This is a genomic window from Gordonia sp. JH63, from assembly GCF_009856645.1.
GTDB classification, from domain to species: domain Bacteria; phylum Actinomycetota; class Actinomycetes; order Mycobacteriales; family Mycobacteriaceae; genus Gordonia; species Gordonia hongkongensis.
Window position 1 is genome coordinate 5,124,023 of the sequence record NZ_CP047235.1, and the last position, 19,925, is coordinate 5,143,947.

General features: G+C 67.8%; 18 protein-coding genes. 11 read left to right on the top strand and 7 right to left on the bottom strand.

The window, feature by feature from the left end; genetic code table 11:
- Positions 1-44: 44 nt before the first annotated feature.
- From GR168_RS22690 to GR168_RS22705, 4 genes are read left to right on the top strand one after another with little or no spacing between them, the layout of a single operon-like run.
- Positions 45-443: a universal stress protein gene (locus tag GR168_RS22690; RefSeq protein ID WP_137809167.1), complete on the top strand. Its 399-nt coding sequence runs from the start codon at positions 45-47 to the stop codon at positions 441-443.
- On the top strand, positions 433-1,002 hold the full coding sequence (locus tag GR168_RS22695; protein ID WP_159371744.1) for a tripartite tricarboxylate transporter TctB family protein: 570 nt from the start codon (positions 433-435) through the stop codon (positions 1,000-1,002). Before GR168_RS22690 ends, GR168_RS22695 begins: the two co-directional genes overlap by 11 nt.
- Complete coding sequence (locus tag GR168_RS22700; protein WP_137809165.1) at positions 1,002-2,507, top strand: tripartite tricarboxylate transporter permease; 1,506 nt, start codon at positions 1,002-1,004, stop codon at positions 2,505-2,507. The genes GR168_RS22695 and GR168_RS22700 overlap by 1 nt, the downstream gene beginning before the upstream one ends.
- Positions 2,507-3,241: an RraA family protein gene (locus tag GR168_RS22705; protein ID WP_238994977.1), complete on the top strand. Its 735-nt coding sequence runs from the start codon at positions 2,507-2,509 to the stop codon at positions 3,239-3,241. The genes GR168_RS22700 and GR168_RS22705 overlap by 1 nt, the downstream gene beginning before the upstream one ends.
- A gap of 34 nt (positions 3,242-3,275) precedes the next feature.
- Here the strand turns inward: GR168_RS22705 and GR168_RS22710 are convergent, their stop codons facing one another.
- Both GR168_RS22710 and GR168_RS22715 read right to left on the bottom strand, forming a co-directional pair.
- Positions 3,276-3,551, bottom strand: a complete 276-nt coding sequence (locus GR168_RS22710) for a hypothetical protein (RefSeq protein ID WP_159371745.1) — start codon at positions 3,549-3,551, stop codon at positions 3,276-3,278.
- An 81-nt stretch (positions 3,552-3,632) separates the two neighbouring features.
- Positions 3,633-4,628 carry a stage II sporulation protein M gene (locus GR168_RS22715; protein ID WP_159371746.1) on the bottom strand — a complete coding sequence of 332 codons (996 nt, stop codon included), beginning with the start codon at positions 4,626-4,628 and terminating at the stop codon, positions 3,633-3,635.
- Positions 4,629-4,739: 111 nt separating this feature from the next.
- On the opposite strand from GR168_RS22715, the gene GR168_RS22720 reads away from it, so the two are divergent.
- Both GR168_RS22720 and GR168_RS22725 read left to right on the top strand, forming a co-directional pair.
- The gene (locus tag GR168_RS22720; protein ID WP_159371747.1) at positions 4,740-5,624 is read left to right on the top strand and encodes an RDD family protein; all 885 of its coding nucleotides are present in this window, start codon (positions 4,740-4,742) and stop codon (positions 5,622-5,624) included.
- 60 nt (positions 5,625-5,684) lie between these two features.
- Positions 5,685-6,932, top strand: coding sequence for a lipase family protein (locus GR168_RS22725; protein ID WP_238994978.1), 1,248 nt, complete (start codon positions 5,685-5,687; stop codon positions 6,930-6,932).
- 132 nt (positions 6,933-7,064) lie between these two features.
- Here GR168_RS22725 and GR168_RS22730 read toward each other — a convergent pair whose 3' ends face one another.
- Positions 7,065-8,276 carry an acyl-CoA dehydrogenase family protein gene (locus GR168_RS22730; protein WP_159371748.1) on the bottom strand — a complete coding sequence of 404 codons (1,212 nt, stop codon included), beginning with the start codon at positions 8,274-8,276 and terminating at the stop codon, positions 7,065-7,067.
- Between the two features lie 72 nt (positions 8,277-8,348).
- Here GR168_RS22730 and GR168_RS22735 point away from each other — a divergent pair, with 72 nt between their 5' ends.
- Positions 8,349-8,681 carry a TfoX/Sxy family protein gene (locus GR168_RS22735; RefSeq protein ID WP_065630869.1) on the top strand — a complete coding sequence of 111 codons (333 nt, stop codon included), beginning with the start codon at positions 8,349-8,351 and terminating at the stop codon, positions 8,679-8,681.
- Positions 8,682-8,974: 293 nt separating this feature from the next.
- Here the strand turns inward: GR168_RS22735 and leuS are convergent, their stop codons facing one another.
- Complete coding sequence (leuS, locus tag GR168_RS22740) at positions 8,975-11,857, bottom strand: leucine--tRNA ligase (RefSeq protein ID WP_159371749.1); 2,883 nt, start codon at positions 11,855-11,857, stop codon at positions 8,975-8,977.
- A gap of 107 nt (positions 11,858-11,964) precedes the next feature.
- Here leuS and GR168_RS22745 point away from each other — a divergent pair, with 107 nt between their 5' ends.
- The gene (locus GR168_RS22745; protein WP_068970761.1) at positions 11,965-12,474 is read left to right on the top strand and encodes an SdpI family protein; all 510 of its coding nucleotides are present in this window, start codon (positions 11,965-11,967) and stop codon (positions 12,472-12,474) included.
- Positions 12,475-12,517: 43 nt separating this feature from the next.
- On the top strand, positions 12,518-13,534 hold the full coding sequence (locus tag GR168_RS22750) for a bile acid:sodium symporter family protein (RefSeq protein ID WP_068970760.1): 1,017 nt from the start codon (positions 12,518-12,520) through the stop codon (positions 13,532-13,534).
- Positions 13,535-13,900: 366 nt separating this feature from the next.
- Here GR168_RS22750 and GR168_RS22755 read toward each other — a convergent pair whose 3' ends face one another.
- A complete protein-coding gene (locus GR168_RS22755; protein ID WP_159371750.1) occupies positions 13,901-15,952 on the bottom strand; it encodes a CocE/NonD family hydrolase in 2,052 nt (683 codons plus the stop codon).
- Between the two features lie 147 nt (positions 15,953-16,099).
- Positions 16,100-16,693: a YqgE/AlgH family protein gene (locus tag GR168_RS22760; protein ID WP_065630864.1), complete on the bottom strand. Its 594-nt coding sequence runs from the start codon at positions 16,691-16,693 to the stop codon at positions 16,100-16,102.
- Positions 16,694-16,838: 145 nt separating this feature from the next.
- Here GR168_RS22760 and GR168_RS22765 point away from each other — a divergent pair, with 145 nt between their 5' ends.
- Positions 16,839-18,173, top strand: a complete 1,335-nt coding sequence (locus tag GR168_RS22765) for an MFS transporter (protein WP_159371751.1) — start codon at positions 16,839-16,841, stop codon at positions 18,171-18,173.
- Here the strand turns inward: GR168_RS22765 and GR168_RS22770 are convergent.
- Positions 18,154-18,711, bottom strand: coding sequence for a hypothetical protein (locus tag GR168_RS22770; RefSeq protein WP_159371752.1), 558 nt, complete (start codon positions 18,709-18,711; stop codon positions 18,154-18,156). The genes GR168_RS22765 and GR168_RS22770 overlap by 20 nt on opposite strands.
- A gap of 120 nt (positions 18,712-18,831) precedes the next feature.
- On the opposite strand from GR168_RS22770, the gene GR168_RS22775 reads away from it, so the two are divergent.
- Entirely contained in the window at positions 18,832-19,923 is a 1,092-nt protein-coding gene (locus GR168_RS22775) for an aminotransferase class V-fold PLP-dependent enzyme (protein WP_159371753.1), read from the top strand.
- Positions 19,924-19,925: the final 2 nt, after the last annotated feature.

Sequence of the window (19,925 nt, forward strand, 5' to 3'; positions counted from 1 at the left end):
CCGCACTGCACAACCCCTGCCCCACACGACATCACGGAGAACCCATGCCCATCCTTGTCGCTTTCGCCCACACCCCCGAAGGTCGAGCGGCCTTCGAACACGGCCGGCGCCTCGCGCGCAACGAGAGCTCTCAACTGATCGTCTTCGACATGGAGACCCCCGCTGTCGACGACGACGGTGGCATTCCCGAGCCCGACTTCGCCCCTGTCGAGAATGCCGGCAACAACACCGCGATTCGCTGGCTCGGCCATCGTCGCGAGGATTCCGATCCGGCCGCCGAACTCATCGACGTCTCAGAAGAACTGGCCGCCGATCTCATCGTCGTCGGCCTGCGCCGTCGGTCACGGGTCGGGAAACTCCTGCTCGGCTCGAACGCACAGCGCATCCTCATCGACGCCGAGGTCCCGGTACTGGCAGTGAAGGCAGCCCATCATGACGACTGACAATGCGGCGGCACAGCCCGTCGGCACGACGCTCGACGACGGACACGGATCGGACCCCGCGCGCCGACCGCTCACCGGACGAAGCGGTCTGGTCGTCGCGGGCCTCATGCTCGCACTTGCCGTCTACCTGACCGCGGGCATCATCGGGATGGACATCCCGGGCAGCGCAGCGACTCCCGGACCCGCGTTCTTCCCAATCATCCTGACGATCTGCGCGTACGTGATCGCCGGACTGCTGACCGTGCAGACCCTGCGTCACCCCGACGAGCCCGACCCCGACATCGTGCCGCCCGCGACCGGTCAGTGGCGAACGCAGAGTGATTGGCGTGCACTGGGTCTCGTCCTGGCCGGGCTCATCGCCTTCACCGCGCTGCTGGTTCCGCTCGGTTGGATTCTGTCCGCCGCGCTGCTCTTCTGGATCGTCGCCTATGCCATGGGTTCCACCCGTCCGGTCCTCGACATCGCGGTGTCGCTCGTCGTCTCCTGTGCGGTGCAGGCGTTCTTCTCGGCGGGTCTCGGGCTGAACCTCCCCGCCGGCATCCTGGGAGGTCTGTTCTGATGGACAACGTCTCACTCCTGTTGGAAGGTTTCTCCCAGGCGCTCACCCCGATGAACCTGCTCTGGGTCTTCATCGGCGCGCTGCTCGGCACCGCAGTGGGTGTGCTCCCGGGCCTCGGTTCGGCGATGGCCGTCGCACTGCTGCTGCCGGTGACCTTCACCCTCGACCCCACCGCCGCGTTCATCATGTTCGCCGGCGTGTACTTCGGCGGCCTGTTCGGTGACTCGACCATGGGCATCCTGATGAACACGCCTGGTGGGTCCACCGCCATCGCAACATCATTCGAGGGTCATCGGATGGCCAAACGCGGGCGGGCCGCCCAGGCCCTCGCCACCGCCGCGATCGGCGCCTTCATCGGCGGCATGATCGCGACGACCATCGTCGTGTTCTTCGCACCCAAGCTCGCCGATCTCGCCATCCAGTTCGGTCCCGCCGAATACTTCGCCCTCGCCGTCTTCGCCTTCATCGCGATTGCCTCGGTGGTCTCCGACTCCGTCATCAAGGGTCTGACCGGACTCCTCATCGGGCTGATCCTTGCGGTCGTCGGGATCGACGGGATCTCGGGCACCCAGCGCTTCACGATGGGGGCGCCGGAGTTGTTCGACGGCATCAGCATCATCGTCATCACCGTCGGCACCCTGGCCCTGGGCGAGGTCCTCTACGTCGCCTCTCGCATCCATCGCACACGTGCGCCGGACGCCGACGCCGTCATCGGACGGCCCTTCCTCAAGCGCGCCGAGTTCCGCGAGGCGCTCCCGGCGTGGTTGCGCGGCACCGGTTTCGGCGTCCCCTTTGGCGTCATCCCGGTCGGCGGCGCAGAGGTGCCGACGTTCCTCGCCTACGGAACCGAGCGTCGTCTCGACCGCAAACGACCCGACCCCCAGTTCGGCCACGGCGCCATCCGCGGTGTCGCCGGTCCGGAGGCGGCGGGCAACGCGACGTCGGGCACCGCGATGGGAGCCCTGCTCGCGATGGGTCTGCCCACCTCCGCCACGGCGGCGATCATGCTGGCCGCATTCCAGCAGTACGGCCTGCAGCCCGGCCCCCTGCTCTTCGAACGCAACGCCGATCTCGTCTGGACGCTCATCGCCAGCCTGTTCATCGGCCTGGTCATGCTGCTGATCCTCAACATGCCGTTCGCCGCCATCTGGGCGAAACTGCTGCTGATCCCCAGGCACTACCTCTACGCGGGGATCGCGGTGTTCTGCGTGCTCGGTGTCTACGCGACCTCGGCCGCGATCACCGACCTCATCCTGGTCATCGCCATCGCCTTCGTCGGATATCTGCTGCGACGCTATGGTTTCCCGCTCGCCCCCGTCATGATCGGCGTCGTCCTCGGCCCCCTTGCCGAGACCAGCCTGCGCAACGCGATGATGTCGAGCGGCGGCGATCCGAGTGTGCTGGTGGGCAGCGCGATCACCTGGGTCCTCTACGGAGTCCTGGCCGTCGTCGTCCTGTTCACCGCGTTCCGCCGCCTGCGGATGCGAACGCGTCAGGACACCTGATGCGACCGCAGTTCGTCCCGCGCTTCTCGCCCGCCCTCACCGAAAGTCAGCCGCCGACGCCCATGCGCACCACCACCGACCGCGCACTCATTCGCTCCCGCTTCCTCGCCGTCGACGTCGCGAACGTCGCCGACGTCCTCGACGACCTGGGCCACCGTGATCAGGCGCTCGCCACCGACATCAGGTGTGTGGCCGGACGCGAACGGCTGGCCGGGTGGGCGTTCACCATCTCGGGCGCGATGAGCGCCGCCCCGGGACGGGACCCGCTGAAAGCGCAGGCGTGCAGCCAGATCGGCCCGGACGAGGTCTCCGTGTGGCAGGGGAACGGCCGGGGCGTCTGTTACTTCGGTGAACTCGTCGCGATCGGCATGATGCAGCGGGGCTCCGTCGGCGCAGTGGTCGACGGCGGTGTGCGCGACAAGAGATGGCTCCACGAGATCGGTTTCACGACGTTCTCCTGCTATCCGACCTCGGTGCAGACCAGCGGCCGTTGGCGCGTCGAGACGTGGCAGCAACCCGTCACCATGCCGGGCGCATCCGGGCAACCGGTCGTCATCGAGCCCGGCGACTTCGTCCTCGGCGACGACGACGGTGTCATCGTCATCCCCGCCGGGATCGCCGACGTCGTGCTCGAGGCAGCGGAGACCATGACGGAGAAGGAGATCGACGTCCGTGCCGCCATCCGCAACGGCATGACCCTCGCCGACGCGATGGCGGAGTTCGGACGGTTCTGATCCCGCACTCTGCGGCGTCACCTCCGCCCCACGGTCACTTCTTCGCGAGAGCCGCCCGGTAACCGAGGAACCCGACGTAACCGGCCAGCCCGGCCAGGCCCAGCCGGCGGGTCCGCGGCGACACCAGTGCGAGGCCAATAGCGGTCTCGCAGGCACCGTTGCGGTAGGTCCAGGTGGTGGTGTCGTCGGGGAATACCGGCTCGGTGATAGGGCCGAAGATCTCGGGCTTGATGAAGTGCGCAACCCCGGTGGCGGCCAGTCCCCCGCCCAGCAGCGAAACAGCGTCGAGTGATCCCTTGCGAGTTGCCATCAGAGTGTTCCCCTTCGTCGTCGTCGACTCTCCCCGGTGATCGTAGGCGTCGTTCCATTCCGGTTCGACGTCGACGGGCCGCTATCTCGCCGTCGGGACGGTGAGCCCGCGAGCTGCCTCGTCGAGATCGCCGGTGTCGCCGTACTCGTACGCGCGGCGCCCGGCGATGAAGACGTACGCCATGAACAGCGTCCACGCCGTCACACCGATCCCGATCCGGGCCCAGGTCGGCAGCGGGGACGGCGTGACGAACGCTTCGATGACCCCGCACAGCAGCAGCACGACGACCAGACCCAGCGCGACACCGACCGCTGCCCGGCCCTCCTCCCCGAGAGCCGTTGCACGCGTTCGGTTCCCCGGGGCCACCCAGGCCCAGAAGATCCGCAGGCCCACGCCCGCGGCGACGAACAGGCAGGTCAGCTCGAGCATGCCGTGCGGCAGGATCAGTCCGAAGAACAGGTCACCACGACCGTGCCGGATCATGATCGACGCCACGACCACCAGATTGAGGATATTCGTGTAGAGCATCCAGATCACGGGGAACCCGAAGACCCCCAACGCGATACACAGCGCGGCCAGCCAGAAGTTGTTGGTCCACACGCGAGCGGCGAACGACGTCGCCTCGTATTCGCTGTAGTAGTTCTCGAAGTCGTTGGTGACGAGACGCTCAATCTCCGCGGGCGATGCGAACGAACTCTCGATCCGCGGGTGGGCCAGCACCCACCACGTCATGATCACGGCCGCACCGAGGGACCCGCCCATCACCGAGAGCCACCACCAGCGCATCCGGTACAGGGCCGCGGGGAACGATCGGGTGAAGAACTCGATCACCGTCGCCGGCGTGCTGACCCGGGTTCCGGTTGCGCGACCGCGGGCGCGGGCCAGGAGGCCCGACAGGTATGCCACCAGCGAGGCATCGGGCGCCGTCGAGCGGATGACCGACAGGTGGGTGGCCACCCGCTGGTAGGTGTCGATCATCTCGTCGGCCTCGGCGCCGGTGAGTCGGCGGCGCCGCGAGAGCGCATCGAGCCGCTCCCACGTCGCGCGGTGCGCGGACACATAGGCGTCGAGATCCACTCGGCCAGCGTATCGGGCATTCTCACCTCCGCGGCACGTGTCATTCAGCGGACGTCGGGGCTGTGAGTTCCCGATGCGCTGTCGACGAATTGCGTCGTAGGGTGAGGCGTGATGTCTCGTCCATTGCCGCCTCGGCCCCCCGCGGGCCCGGGCGCACCCGTCGCCGGCCGGCCCGGTCCGGTCGCATGGGGCGCGGGCGCCACGACGACGGTCGGAGTTGGACGCAACGACCTCGTCTCCGGCGAGGCGGTCGCTCTCGCACTCCCGCCGGCGAACCTCGGCTACCGGATTCTCTCCGGCATCATCGACGTCCTGCTGGGGTTCGGACTGTGGTTGTTCCTGTGGTGGATGTCGTTCAAGGTCGCCGGCGAGGCGAGCGAGGCGTGGCGGGGAACCATCAACACCCTGATCCCGATCGTCGCCGTCGTCGCACTCCCGACGCTGCTGGAGACCGTGACCCCGGGGAAGACCGTGGGACACCTCGTCCTGGGCCTCCGAACAGTCCGCGATGACGCGGGCCCGACCGGGTTCCGCCACTCCCTGACCCGAGCACTAGTCGGCTTCGTCGAACTGTATGCGTGCCTGGGACTCCCAGCGCTGATCTCGGCGGCGATCTCGCGCAAGAGCAAGCGCCTGGGCGACCTGCTCGCCGGGACCTACGTCATCCGCGACCGCCACCGGCTCGTCGAGCAGGCACCCATCGAGATGCCACCCGGCCTGCACTCGTGGGCCGTGTCCGCCGACATGGCCGCCCTCCCCGACCCACTCGCGGTGATCATCCGCCAGTTCCTCAACGGCCGCCACGGCATGAAGCCCGAGCCGAGAGCCCATGCCGCCCGGAGGATCGTGTTCGACGTCGCGCCGTTCGTCGCACCCGCTCCCCCGCCCGGCGCCCCGTTCGAAGACGTGTTGTCGGCGATCATGGCCGAGCGTCGCCGCCGGGACACCGAACGGCTCGCGCGCGAAGCCGTACTGCGCCAACGTCTCCTGCGCTGATCTGTGCTGCGACCCGCCGAGGCGGCGCGGCGCACCCGAATCCCGGTTACTCTGCTACGGGTGACGTTGCCCACCCTGCTTGCGAAGGACACGAGATCGATCGGCGGCCGACGGCTTCTCGCCGCAGTCGTCGGAGTCGCGTTGACCTTCACCACGGTGCTGACCGTGCAGGCTCCCGCCAGGGCGGGAGGTCCAGGGCCGGATTCGGCGGCCGGTGTTCACGTGGTCCCGCGCATCGTCGACTCCGAAACCGTAACGGATCCGATCGTCGCACTCCCCCAGGCGGGTTCGACGCTCCGCGTGCGATACAGCTCGACGTCCATTCACGGTCTCCCGACGGAGATGACCGGCACGCTGCTCACACCGTCGACGCCGCCGCCCGCCGGGGGTTGGCCGCTCGCCGTCTGGAATCACATGACGGTCGGCGCCGCGGACCGGTGCGCGCCGTCGCGAGCCCGGGCCGGTCATTCCGAACTGCCCCGCATGACGTCAGGTGACGGCATCGTCGGCCGGTTGCTCGACGCCGGATTCGCCGTCACACGGCCCGACTTCGAGGGCATCGGCGGGCCCGGGCCGCACCCGTACCTCATCAGCGACTCGCTGGCGCGATCGACGGTCGACATGGCGCTGGCCGTCGCGGATCACGACCGACGGATCGGCCGCGACGTCGTCGTGGCCGGGCATTCCGAGGGCGCCGTCGCCGCCTTGGCCGCGGCGGCGCGGCCGTCATCGGAATGGGGTGACCTCCGACTACGCGCGGTGTCGGCACTCGCGCCGCCGACACAGGTGGCCGCGCTCCTCGACGGGGCGTCCTACGTCCCGTTGTCCGGTCCCGCGATCAACGAACTGATGGGATTGGCCGCCCTCATCGGATATGGCGCGGCCGCAGCCGATCCCGAGTTCGACGAGCTGATGTCCAACGGCGGGCTCAGCGCGACGGCGAGGAGGCTCCGTCCGCAGGTCGAGACCCGCTGCTACGCCGACCTGACCTCACCGGACTCGTTCGGCGGCCTCGCACCGGCCCAGCTCCTGGGACCGCGCGGCGACGAGATGAAGGTCGCATTGTTGAAAGTGCTGCGCGACAACGACGTCGACCGTCTGCGTTTTGATCGGGGGCTACCGGTCCGCATCGACTCGGGCACCGTCGACACCGTGTCGCCGCAACCGCTGGTGTCCGGTCTGGTGCAGACCTATCGGCGCGCCGGGGTGCGCGTCACGTACTCCGACCGGTTCACCGGGCATGCGGGCGTGGCCACCGACCGCGCGAACGCTGCCACGATCGCGGCGTGGCTCATCGCGCAGGTTTGAGAACGTTCGACGACACCCAGACTTCAACTCGACCGCCAGACCTCGATCGAGGTCTTGCGGTCGAGTTGAGGTCTGCAGGTGACCTTTTTCGGCGGTCGCGACCAGTGGACTGCGGCCGGACTTTCGAGAGTCTTACGTCAGATCGGTCGAGCTCTTCCCCAACACGCGCCGGGCGATGATCAGCTGCTGGATCTGCTGGGTTCCCTCGAAGATGTCAAGGATCTTCGAGTCACGCGCCCACTTCTCCACCAGTGACGTCTCGGAATAGCCTGCCGTCGCACCGATCTCGACGGTCTTGTTGGTGATGTCGGTGACGGTCCGACCGGCCTTCGCCTTCGACATCGATGCCTCGGTCGAGTTGGGCTGCTTGTTGTCTGCCATCCACGCCGCCCGCACCGTGTGCAACCACGAGGCCTCCCAATCGGATTCGAGGCGGATGAACTCGGCGACGGTGGCGTGCTGCGACGACGCGGGACGGTCGTAGTCGATCTCGTGACCCGCTTCCTCCAGCATCCGACGCAGCTCCTCCAGGGAGGCGCGACCGAGCCCGATGGCCATCGCGGCGACCACCGGACGGGTGTTGTCGAAGGTCTGCATGACCCCGCCGAAGGCCTTCTTGGTGTCGATCTCCGGCGAGCCGAGCAGGTTCTCGGCGGGGACCCGCGCGTTCTCGAACCGGATGACCGCCGTGTCGGAGGCCTTGATGCCCAGCTTGTGCTCGAGGCGGGCCACGGTGACGCCCTCGGTGGTCATCGGCACGACGAAACTCTTGATGGCCGCGCGTCCGACGCTCTTGTCGATGGTCGCCCACACGACGACGTGGTCGGCGCGCGATCCCGCGGTCACGAAGATCTTCTCCCCGTTCAGGATGTAGTCGTCGCCGTCGAGGGTCGCGGTCGTCGACACTGCCGCCGAGTCCGAGCCGAAGCTCGGCTCGGTGATGGCCATCGCCGCCCATACGTCGCCGAAACGTTCGAGCTGCTCGGGGTTCGCCACGGCCGCGATCGCGGCATTGCCCAGGCCCTGACCGGGAATGGAGAGCAGCAGGCCCACGTCGCCCCAGCTCATCTCCAGAGCCGACAGGAGCCCGCGCATGTTCGCGCCGTTCACCGACGGAGCGTCGGAGGCGGACTTCTCGGCGTCGGCGGACTTCTCGGCGTCGGCGGACTTCTCCGTGGAGCGACTCTGCTTGGCGAGCTTCGCCAGTTCGTCGAGTTCGACCGGGTACTCGTGCTCGGCCTGGTCGTACTTCCGCGAGATCGGCCGGAAGAGGTGCTCGGCAGCCATGTGGGTGCGCTCGACCGTCGAATCGAACTTCTTCGGGAGCTCCAGGTTGATCGCCATGGCAGTACCTTACTGCGCAGTAAGTTCGTTGCCAAGTCCCGGTTCGTGACCGAAGCCGAATAATGTGGACCGGTGGCGTACGACGAGGAACTGGCCTACCGCATCCGTGCTCTGCTGGCGACCGAGTGCGGCCTCGACGAGAAGCGCATGTTCGGCGGGCTGGCCTTTCTGATCAACGGCAACATGGCCGTCGCCGCCAGCGGCAAGGGCGGGATCATGGTGCGCGTCGCACCCGAGGAGACCGAGAGCCTCCTCGAGTACCCGCACACCCGGCCGATGGTGATGTCGGAACGCGAGCTCCGGGGATGGCTACGCGTCGACGACGCCGGCATAGCCACCGACCGCCAGCTCTCCCGCTGGATTGCGATCGGTTCGAACTACGCGCGGAAGTTGCCGCCGAAGTAGATGGCAACCGCTCCGCCCTCTGACCTGGGAGAACCGCACCCCATTGCTCCCTGAGGAGCGCCCGGAGCTTGCGGAGGGCGCGTAACGAAGGGTCTGCCAGGCATCTCACCAGGACCCTTCGTGACGCTCGCAAGCTCGCTCCTCATGGAGCGGGGGGTGTTACGCCCGAGCCCCGCGGGGAACAGAGGGGGTCACGACCCAACCACGCGGGGAGCAGAGCAGAGGGGGTCACGACCCAGCCACGCGGGGAGCATGAGTACGGCCCTCTCGGATCAAAGAGCAGAGAGGTGCCGTCAGGGAACGATGTTCACCATCCGACCGGGCACCACGATGACCTTGCGGGGTTCGGCGCCGTCGAGGAGCGCGACGATCTTCTCGTCGGCGAGCGCGGCGGCACGCAGGGTCTCTTCGTCGGCGTCGGCCGGGACGGTGATCCGACTGCGGACCTTGCCCTTGACCTGAACCGGGATCTCGACGGTGTCCTCGACCAGCCACTCCTCATCGGCGACCGGGAATGCGGTCCGCACCACCAGGGTCTCCCGACCCAGCCGATGCCACAGCTCCTCGGCGATGTGCGGCGCCAGGGGAGCCAGCATGATCACCAGCGCCTCGACGGCCTCCCGCGGGGCGCCGGTCTTCTCGAAGTTCTTGGTGAGGTGGTTGGTCAGCACCGTGAGCTTGGCGACCGCCGTGTTGTTGCGCAACGCGTCGTAGTCCTCGCGGACGCCGGCGATGGTCTTGTGCAGCAACCGTTTCGTGTCGTCGTCGAGCTCGGTGTCGGCGACCCGGAGCGCACCGGACTCCTCGTCGACGACGAGTCGCCAGATGCGCTGCAGGAATCGCTGCGACCCCACCACGTCCTTGGTGGCCCACGGCCGCGACTGGTCGAGCGGACCCATGAACATCTCGTAGACGCGCAGCGTATCGGCACCGTAGTCACGGCAGATGTCGTCGGGCGCCACCGAGTTCTTGAGGGACTTGCCCATCTTGCCGTACTCCCGGCGAACCTTCTCACCGTTGTAGAAGAACTCGCCGTTCTCTTCGGTGACCTCTTCGGCGGGCACATAGATGCCGCGCGAATCGGTGTAGGCGTACGCCTGGATCATGCCCTGGTTGAACAGCTTTCGGTACGGTTCGCGACTCGTGACGTATCCGAGGTCGAAGAGGACCTTGTGCCAGAACCGCGAATACAGCAGGTGCAGCACCGCGTGCTCGACACCACCGATGTAGAGGTCGAGGCCACCCGGGTCGTTCTCGCCGTGCAGTGCCGGCCGGGGCCCCATCCAGTACGCCTCGTTCTCCTTGGCGCACAGGGTTTCCGAGTTGGTGGGGTCGATGTAGCGCAGCTGGTACCACGAACTGCCCGCCCACTGGGGCATGACGTTGGCGTCCCGGGTGTAGGTCTGCACGCCGTCGCCCAGGTCGAGTTCCACCGTCATCCACTCGGTGGCCTTCGCCAGCGGAGGCGACGGCTCGCTGTCCGCGTCGTCGGGGTCGAAGGACACCGGCGCATAGTCGTCGACCTCTGGAAGCTCCACCGGCAGCATCGATTCCGGCAGCGCGTGGGGTTGGCCGGCGGCGTCGTAGACGATCGGGAAGGGTTCGCCCCAGTAACGCTGACGGGCGAACAGCCAGTCGCGAAGCTTGTATTGGATTCTCCCGGTGCCCACCCCGTCGGCCTCGAGACGTTCGACGATCGCCGCCTTCGCGTCCTCGACATTGTGACCGTCGAGGAACCCGGAGTTCACCAGGGGTCCGTCGCCCACGTACGCCTCGGTGGCGATGTCGGTGTCGGAGCCGATCACCTCGCGGATCGGCAGTCCGAACACCGTCGCGAACTCATGGTCGCGGGCGTCGTGGGCCGGGACCGCCATGATCGCGCCGGTGCCGTAGCCCATGAGGACGTAGTCGGCGACGAAGACCGGAACCTGCTCTCCGTTCACGGGATTGACGGCGAAGCTGCCGGTGAAGACACCCGTCTTCTCCTTGTTCTCCTGGCGCTCGAGGTCGGACTTCGCGGCGATCGACGCGCGGTACTCCGCGATCGCGGCCGCGGGGTCGGCCCCGCCGCGGGTCCAGCGATCATCGGTGCCCTCGGGCCATGCTCCGGTGATGAGGTCGCCGACGAGCGGATGCTCGGGCGCGAGAACCATGTAGGTGGCGCCGAACAGGGTGTCGGGACGGGTGGTGAACACCTCGATGCCGCCGACGCCGGGCACGTCGAAGCGAACCTGGGCACCGCGCGAGCGTCCGATCCAGTTGCGCTGCATGGTCTTGACCTTGTCCGGCCAGTCCAGCAGATCCAGGTCGTCGAGCAACCGGTCGGAGTACGCGGTGATCCGCATCATCCACTGCCGCAGATGCTTCCGGAACACCGGGAAGTTGCCGCGGTCACTGCGGCCGTCGGCGGTGACCTCCTCGTTGGCCAGCACGGTGCCCAGTCCTGGGCACCAGTTCACCAGCGAATCACTCAGGTACACCAGGCGATGGTCGTCGAGGATCTCGGTGCGCTCGGCAGGGGAGAGGTCGGCCCAGCTGCGCCCCTCATGCTTCCCACCTAATGCTCGTGCACCCGAGGCGAATTCGTCGACCAGCTCGGAGATGCGCCGAGCCTTGCCCTGGTCGGTGTCGTACCAGGCGTTGTAGATCTGCAGGAAGATCCACTGGGTCCACCGGTAGAAGTCCACGTCCGTGGTGGCCACCCGACGGCGCTCGTCGTGGCCCAGCCCGAGCCGTCGGATCTGGCCCAGGTAGCGCTCGATGTTCTGCTCGGTGGTGGTGCGCGGATGGGTGCCGGTCTGCACCGCGTATTGCTCGGCGGGCAGGCCGAACGAGTCGAAGCCCATCGTGTGCAGCACGTTCTTGCCGGTCATCCGCTGGTAGCGCGCGAAGACATCGCTTGCGATGAAGCCGAGCGGGTGGCCGACATGCAGGCCCGCGCCGGACGGGTAGGGGAACATGTCCTGCACAAAGAGCTTGTCGGCGGCGTCGGCGTCCCCGCCACCGAAGTCGGACAGGTCACCGGCGAGCGGCCCGACGGGATTCGGCGCCTCGTAGGCGTGCTCGTCGGACCAGGTCTGCTGCCAGCGCTGCTCGATCTCGCCGGCGACCGCCGCCGTGTAGCGGTGGGCGGTCGTGCCGGCGGTGTCGCCGCTCGTCTTCTCGGCTGAAGTCACGCGACCAGGGTAAATCCTGTCCGTCGCCGCCCCCAATCCGGTCGCCTCCGCCGTAGGCGGCACCGGCTCGTCAGATACCGATTCACCTCGGTACGACGCACGGTCGTATGCTGTGGGTCGTGAATGCCGTGTCCGTCGCCGTTGCCGTACTGCTCTTCGTGCTGGCCGGACTCTGGGCGGTGGTAGGAATCCGCGGACTCCGCGGCACCCTCCCGCGCAATCGTTGGATCGGCGTTCGCTCCGCGGAGACCATGCGATCCGACGAGGCTTTCCGCGTCGCCAACCGCATCGCCGGACCGGGCACCCTCGGCGCGTCGGTGATCCTCACGCTGGGGGCCATCGCGACCCTTGCTGTCCCGGGCGGGTGGGCACTGGCCTTCGGACTCGTCGCGCTGGTGGCCGCGCTCGTGGTGGTCGGACTGGTCAGCGGCATCGGGGTACGCGCCGCTGCAGCCGTACCCGCCGACGACGAGGGCTGTTCCTGCTGTTCCGGCGGCGACGCCCACAGCCATGCTGCCGACGAGAACCCCTCGGACCCGGCGGCCGACTGCGGCACCAGCAGCTGCGGTGCCTGCTCGTTGCGCGGCGTCTGCGCAGGCGACTCGGCCCAGGCCTGAGCCGGCCGGCGTCGTCTCACACCACCGATCTCGGGGCACATCCATGCGTACTCTCAAGAATCTCCTCGATCGTTCTCCGATCGACGGCTTCATCCTGGCCATCTGCATCGCCGTCGCGGTGGCCGCATTCCTGCCGGTTCGCGGCGCGGCGGCGGAGGCACTCGACTGGGTGGTGATCGTCGCGATCGCCGCACTGTTCTTCCTCTACGGCACTCGACTTCATCCACGCGAGGCGCTCGAAGGTCTCCGGCACTGGCGGCTGCACGTCACGATCCTCGCGTTCACGTTCATCGTCTTCCCGATCGTGGGACTGGCGCTGAAACCGGTTGTCGAGCCGTTGATCGGCGAGGACCTCTATGCCGGACTGCTCTTTCTATGCCTGGTCCCATCGACGGTGCAGTCATCGATCGCTTTCACCTCGATGGCCAGAGGCAACATCGCCGGGGCGATCGTCAGCGCATCCACGTCGAACATCCTCGGCGTCTTCCTGACGCCGCTGCTGGTGGTCGCGCTGATGCAGAACGCCGGCGACATCAGCATCGACGCGACGTCGGTCCTGAAGATCGTCGCGCAGATCCTGGTGCCGTTCCTGCTGGGGCAGCTCGCCCGCCGGTGGGTCGGCCCGTTCTTCACCCGGCACGCGAAGATCACCAAGCTCGCCGACCGCGGCGCCATCGTGCTCGTCGTCTACGTCGCGTTCAGTGAGGGCGTCGTCCAGGGCATCTGGTCGTCGGTGGAGGTGGGTCAGGTGATCGCCGTGACCATCATCTCGCTGCTGCTCGTCATCGTGATGCTCGCGATCACCGGCTGGCTCCCGAAGCGGCTCGGCTTCGACCGCGCCGACACGATCGCCATCCAGTTCTGCGGCACCAAGAAGAGCCTGGCCACCGGCCTGCCCATGGCGACCGTCCTGTTCACCGGCACCACCGTCGGCCTCATCGTGCTGCCGCTGATGATCTTCCACCAGATCCAGCTCATGATCTGCTCGTGGCTGGCGACCCGGTACGGACGCGAGGCGGACGACGCCGAAGCGGCCGGGGCGCCCACTCCGGCTCCCTGATCCGAAAGAACGCCAGTTCAGCGGTTCCGGGTCCGGAAGCGGCCTGCGGGTAGAGCAGATAACAACGGAGGGCGCCGGGCCCGCGACCGGCAGACTTCAACTCGACCGATGGACTTCGATCGAAGTCTAGGAGTCGAGTTGAAGTTCGTCGGTCACGAGAATGCGGCGCCACAGTGCACGCGAGTAGCGCAAGTTCGGCCGAGATTGCGCTTCAAGATAGGGCGGCAACGATGCAGTTCTTTCGACCCCACGACGGCAGCCAGGCCGCAGATACTGAGGTGCGAGCTTGCGAGCGTCACGAAGGCTCTTCGCAACCACGGTCACCGAACCCTTCGTGACGCGCCCTCCGCAAGCTCCGGGCGCTCCTCAGGGAGCAGGGGGTCCCACCGGGGTCGACAGCGGCAGGTTCACGAAGCTCGGCCGGTTCGGGTCGAGCTGGATGTGTTGCGGTCGTAGTCCGGACTCGTTCAGCAGCGGACGCAACGGCAGACCGCGCGGGAAGTTCATCGCGAACACGTCGATCCGCAGGCGGTGTCCCGGTTTGATGAGTGCCTCGGTCGGCAGCAGGCCGATGTCGACACTCACCGGGCGGCCCGGCACGACGCGTTGGCGTGACGCCAGCGTGAGCTCGTAGAACGGATCGATGACGTCGCCGTTGGGCGCGAACTGCGACCTCGCGTCGTCGTATCCGCGCAGCGACGCCATCACCTGGCCGGAGGTCAGCACCTTCGACGTCCCGTCGGGAGCGACATCGTTGAGGGTGGCGGTCCAGTATCCGTCGGTGGCGTCGAGCACGGTGTTCAACCGCACGTTGGCGTACCCGGACACGCTGCGCGTCGTGGTCATCGGGGGAGTGGTGAACGTCAACGCCGCGCGCTCGGAGATGCGTGCGTCGAGAGCACAGAACGGGAAGATCGCGAGGGCACCGGCCAGTTGCTGCGCGGCGTCGCGCGAACACATCGGTGCCAGTCCGGGCGCGATGGTCATCCGGGCACGAGATGCGGGAGCGGCCGGGGTCAGGCTGCCGTCACGGACCGCATGTGCCGCGGTACCGCTGCGCCGGTCGCTGAGGTAGAGCCGCTGGCGTTCCATCCCGGCGCGCGGGAACTGCTGAGCGGTGATCCACGAGTCGCCGACCTGCTTGAGGTTGACGGGACCGTACGAGTCGACACCGTTGTCGATTCCCTTGAGCCACTTGTCGAACCACGCCTTCTGCAAGACATCCAACCGGGGCGGGGTGTTCCGCCGGCCCTCTTGGCCGCCGCCGATCGTCAGGTGATAACCGTCGCCCATGATGAGTTGCTTCTGGCCCGGCGGCAGCGGGATCTTGTTGTACATCCGGACTTCACTGTTGGTGAAGAGGTCGAACCAGCCGCCGTAGATGAACGTCGGCGTGGTGATGCGGTCGGCGTGGTCGAGCCACGACGACCTCGGCTCGGAATTGTTGTCCAGCAACGCCTTCAGGTTCGGCGGCACCGACGGGATGTCGGGGGTGAGCAGTGCGGCGAACAGCTGTGGGTAGAAGGTGAACGGGTCGGAGATCCGGTCCGCCAACCACTTCCAGTCGAAGGTGCCGTTCAGCATCGACGCGACGTTCGGGATCATCTTGGTGGTGTTGACCAGCGTCAGCCACAGCGGGAGGAAGCCGACACCCAGAGCGCCGCCAGGGGCGACGATGTCGCGGATGAGGTCGCCGCCCGGCTCAACCGGAAAGATCGCCTTGAGTGCCTTCGGGTTCTTGTTCGCGGCCTGGATCTGGTTGATCGCCGAGTACGACACACCCGACATCCCGACCTTGCCGTTGGACCACCGCTGCTTCGACGCCCAGTCGATGACCTCGATGGTGTCGCGCTGTTCCCGCGACTGGAAGACGTCCCAGACTCCCTGCGAGAAACCGGTGCCGCGCACATCGACAACGACCTGCGTGTAACCGCTGCGCACCAGATCGAAGTCGACGAGGAAGGTCTTCGCGCCGCCGTCGCGGATGGTGTGCGCGATGTCGTTGATGCCGTCGATCGGCGTCCCGGACAGGTTGATCGACCGCGCGATCTGCAGCAGGTAGGGCTCGAGCACCGGGTTCTGCATCACGGCGGAACCGACGGTGGTGATGAGCTTGGTGTAGGGCGTCATGTTGACGATGACCGGCGTCTTCGTCGACGTGGGACGCTCGCGAGCGTCGGCCGGGCGGTACACGTTGGCCCGGAGAACCGTGCCGTCGCTCATCCGGATCGGCACATCCCAGGTGACGTTGACGCCGGCATAGGGTTGCGGGCCGTCGTGGCTCGCCGCCCATCGCGCCCCGTCGGTGCCGCCGGTGGGTCCGACCGGGGCGGCGCCCGCCACCGCGATGGGCGCCACCAGCGCGACCACCGCGAGGATCACCCCCACCAGAACCCGCGCACTCTTCGACCCGCTCATGCACACCCCCGCATGTCATGCGCTGGAACAATCCACGGTTTGTCCAGCGAAGAATTGATCAAGCGTCCACAACCTAACACCCCGCAGGTGACGTGGATCACCGGGTGTGTCAGGCAATGCTCAGCATCACCGTCCGGATGGACCGACTCAGTTCACGCTGAGATCGATCGGGTGGGTCGCGAGAAGGGGTTTCGGCCAGGCCTGCCTGCGCAGGACGTCGAACCACACGTCCGACGCCGGCGGCGCGAGCAGGTCGCGGGGGAGTGCCGAGGCGACCATCCAGCTGAACTGGTCGAGCTCGTCGTCGAGTTGCCCGATGCCCCATCCGCTGTAGCCCGCGAAGATCCGGACACCCTCGAGGACCTCGGCAAGGGGCTCGGGGTCGGCGTCGAGATCGACCAGGACGACCCGGCCGTCGACCGGACGCAGGGCGGGCACGTCGTCGATGTCGGTGCCGGGTTTCACCACCCCCAGGCACAGCGCCGCCTCCTGGTTCACCGGCCCGCCCACATAGAGGGCGCGCGGCGAGGCCGCGATGTCGGTCCACTGTGGCAGGAGGTTGTGCACGGCGGTCTGGCTCATCCGGTTGAGGATGACCCCGAGACTGCCCGACTCGTTGTGCTCGATGACGTAGATGACGGTCCGGGCGAAGGTGGGTTCGATGAGATCGGTCGAGGCGATCAGCGCGGTGCCCGGACGCACCCGCGGCGTGGGGTCGGCATCCCAAGGGACGCCGGGCATACGCGCACCACCACCGCTGTCCGCCGAGTGTTCTCCGGGGCGGGATTCCGGTGTGGGATCGTCTGCGTCTTCACCTCCGGCCACCCGACCATCATCGCACGTCCGTGGCCGACGACGTCCATCGTCAGCTCGGTAGGCTGGATCGGTGAGCAGCACCCAGGTGACCCGTGACCAACGCGGGTGGTCGGTGTTCGTCCACTCCCTCCGTTCGTCGCCGGGACTCGGCCGGTTGTTGTCGGTCCGGTTGTCCAGTCAGATCACCGACGGGATCTTCCAGGCCGCGCTGGTCGGCAGCATCCTGTTCAACCCCGAGCGCCATGCCGATCCGCTCGCGGTGGCCGGTGGCCTCGCGGTGCTGCTGCTGCCGTATTCGCTCATCGGCCCATTCGCGGGCGCGTTGCTCGACCATTGGGATCGACGCAACGTCCTCCTGTACGCGAACCTGCTGCGCGGGCTGATCATCGGGCTCGTCGCACTGGCCGTCGCCTCCGGCGCACCCGATGTCGTGGTGCTGATCTCCGCCCTCGCCGCGACGGGTGCGAGCCGGTTCGTGGCGGCCGGACTGTCGGCCGGACTGCCGCACGTCGCGCGGCGTGAGGTGCTGGTCGCCACCAATGCGTTGTTCACCACGTTGGGCGGCGCGATGCTCACCGTCGGCCTCGGCGTCACCCTGGGACTCCGCGCGATCTTCGGCGACGACAACGTGGGCAGTGCCCTCACGATGGTCGCCGGGATCGTGCTGGCCGTCGTCTCCGGCGGGCTGGCGCATCGGTTCCGACCGCTGCAACTCGGTCCCGACGAGCCCGACGACCCGGGTCGTTCGGCCGTGCACGCGGTCTCGGTCGGACTCTGGCACGGTGCGCGCGCCGTCGTCCACCACAAGACCGTGGCCGCCGCGTTGTCGGCTATCGGGGCCCACCGGCTGGTGTTCGGGATGAACACGCTGATGATCCTGGTGCTGACGCGCCAGATGGGTCCCGGCGACGGGGTCGACCGCGTCAGCGTGGTCATCGGTTTCACCGGCGCGGGGGCGCTTCTCGCCGCCGTCATCACGCCGATCGCGGTGGCACGGGTGGGCCGGTACGTGACGCTGCTCGTCGCGCTGGCCGTCGGGGCGGTCGCCGAGATGTCCGTGCTCAGCTTCGACTTCGCGGTGATCTGCGGGTCGGCGTTCGTACTCGGACTCATCGGGCAGATCGCCAAGTTGTGTGGCGACGTGGCGATGCAGGTCGATGTCGACGACGCCGTGCGCGGACAGGTGTTCTCGGTGCAGGACGCGGTGTTCAACATCGCCTACGTGGGTGCGGTGACCGTCGCGGCGCTCGCAATCCCCGACGACGGCCGGGCGGTCGGGCTCGTCGTGCTCGGGGTGGTGCTGTACCTGCTCGGAATGCTCGTGGTGCGCCTCCTGCATCCGCGTGGGCACTGGTCCGCCGAGCCCACGACGGTGCGGCCCAGCGTCACCGACCCCGCCGCGTGAACCGCGGGTCCCGGTTGTCATAGGCGGCGTCGGCCACGCCGTCCGCATCCAGGTCCACCAGCACCACATCGTGGCCGCCGTCCGCGTCGGAGTCGACGTAGAGTCGTTCGCCGACGATCCGGCCGCCCCGGTCGGCGCCGATGATCTCGGCATCGGGATCACCGTCGTCGTCGAGGTCGACCCGGGTGACCTGCGCTGCCGGGGGCTGCGGAGTCCGCTCGGGGACGTCGCGCCGCGGCAGTTGTTCGCCGGCGAGATCGGCTCGCGCGACGGGCCGGTCCCAGAGACCGGCACCGGAGTCGCGGTAGTAGGCGTCGGGCTCGCCGTCGTCATCGGTGTCGAGCGCGGCGACGTTGGCGACACCGTCGGCGTCGGTGTCCCACATCGCGTCATCACGACGACCGTCGCCGTCGAAGTCGAGCCGGATCGCGTCGAAGAGATCCGACCGCGGTTCCCCGAGCGCGAGGTCGGCGGCCCCGGACCAGCGCGTCGTCGGACCGTCGCCGGTCCCGAAGAAATACTCGATCGCCGGGTCCATGAGGTCTTGGACGCACCGGGGCCCAATCCGGTTCCCATCGATCGGTTCCCAGCGCCCGGGTTCCCGCTGTGCGGTTCCCGATGGGTGTGGACACCTCGACCACCCGGTAGGTTGTGGCCCATGTACGTCAGCGATCTCGGCGAGCAGTGGCATGCGGCCCGGCTCGAACCAGCCCTGGCACATCTCGACTCTGCTTCGGCGGGCCGCTCGTCGTACGCACTGATCGGCGCGATGACCGCGCACCTCTGGCGGGAGACCGAACGCGGGTCGTATGTCGCCGCCGACGACCGCGCCGAGGAGATCGCGCGCGACACAAGGAATCTCGCTGCCCTGATCGGACACACCGGCGACGAGGTGGTCTTCCGTGAGAGCGCCCGCGCCGCTCTGCGCGCCCTCCTCACCAACTGGAGCCTGCCCGTCACATCGACCGTGTGGGTGGCGAAGAACGAGTTCGGGCCCAACCTCGAGGAGTTCGAGCGCCGCGGGTACGCGGTACGGACCATGCCCGACGGGGACGTCTACGGTCACGTCGACACCGACGCGCTCGAGAACATGCTGCAGTTCGAGCAGCCCGACTTCATCCACGTCTGCCACATCGGCTCGATGTCCGGTGTGGTGCAGCCGGTCACGCGGATCGTCGAACTCGCGCATCGGGCCGGTGTGCCCGTCGTGGTGGACATGGCGCAGTCGGTCGGTCACGTCCCCACCGTCACCGGTGCCGACGTCGTCTACGGCACCAGCCGCAAGTGGCTCACCGGCCCGCGTGGCGTCGGGTTCGTCGCGGTGCGTCGAGACTCGTTGCGGCCGGTACGAATCGACGGTTCCGAGGCATTCATCGCCGGTCGCCTCGGACTCGGTGTCGCGGTCCGCGAGTTGCTCGAGATCGGCCAGCAGCGCGTCTTCCGCGAACTCGCGAAGATCGGCCGGGTCACCCGCGAACGACTCCACGGCATCGCGAGCTGGGAGGTCCTCGAACCGCTCGACGAGCCGTCGGCGATCATCACCCTCGCACCACCGCCCGGATGGCAGTTCGACGACGTCGCCGCGGCCCGCGACAAACTGCTGTCACTCGGTGTCCTGGTCACCGCCGCGGACACCTGGCGCGCACCGCTGGCGACCGAGCATCCGGTGCTCCGGATCAGCCCGCACCTCGACGTACGCCGGTCCGAACTCGACCGCGTCGCAGACACATTGCGCACGATGGGTTACTGACG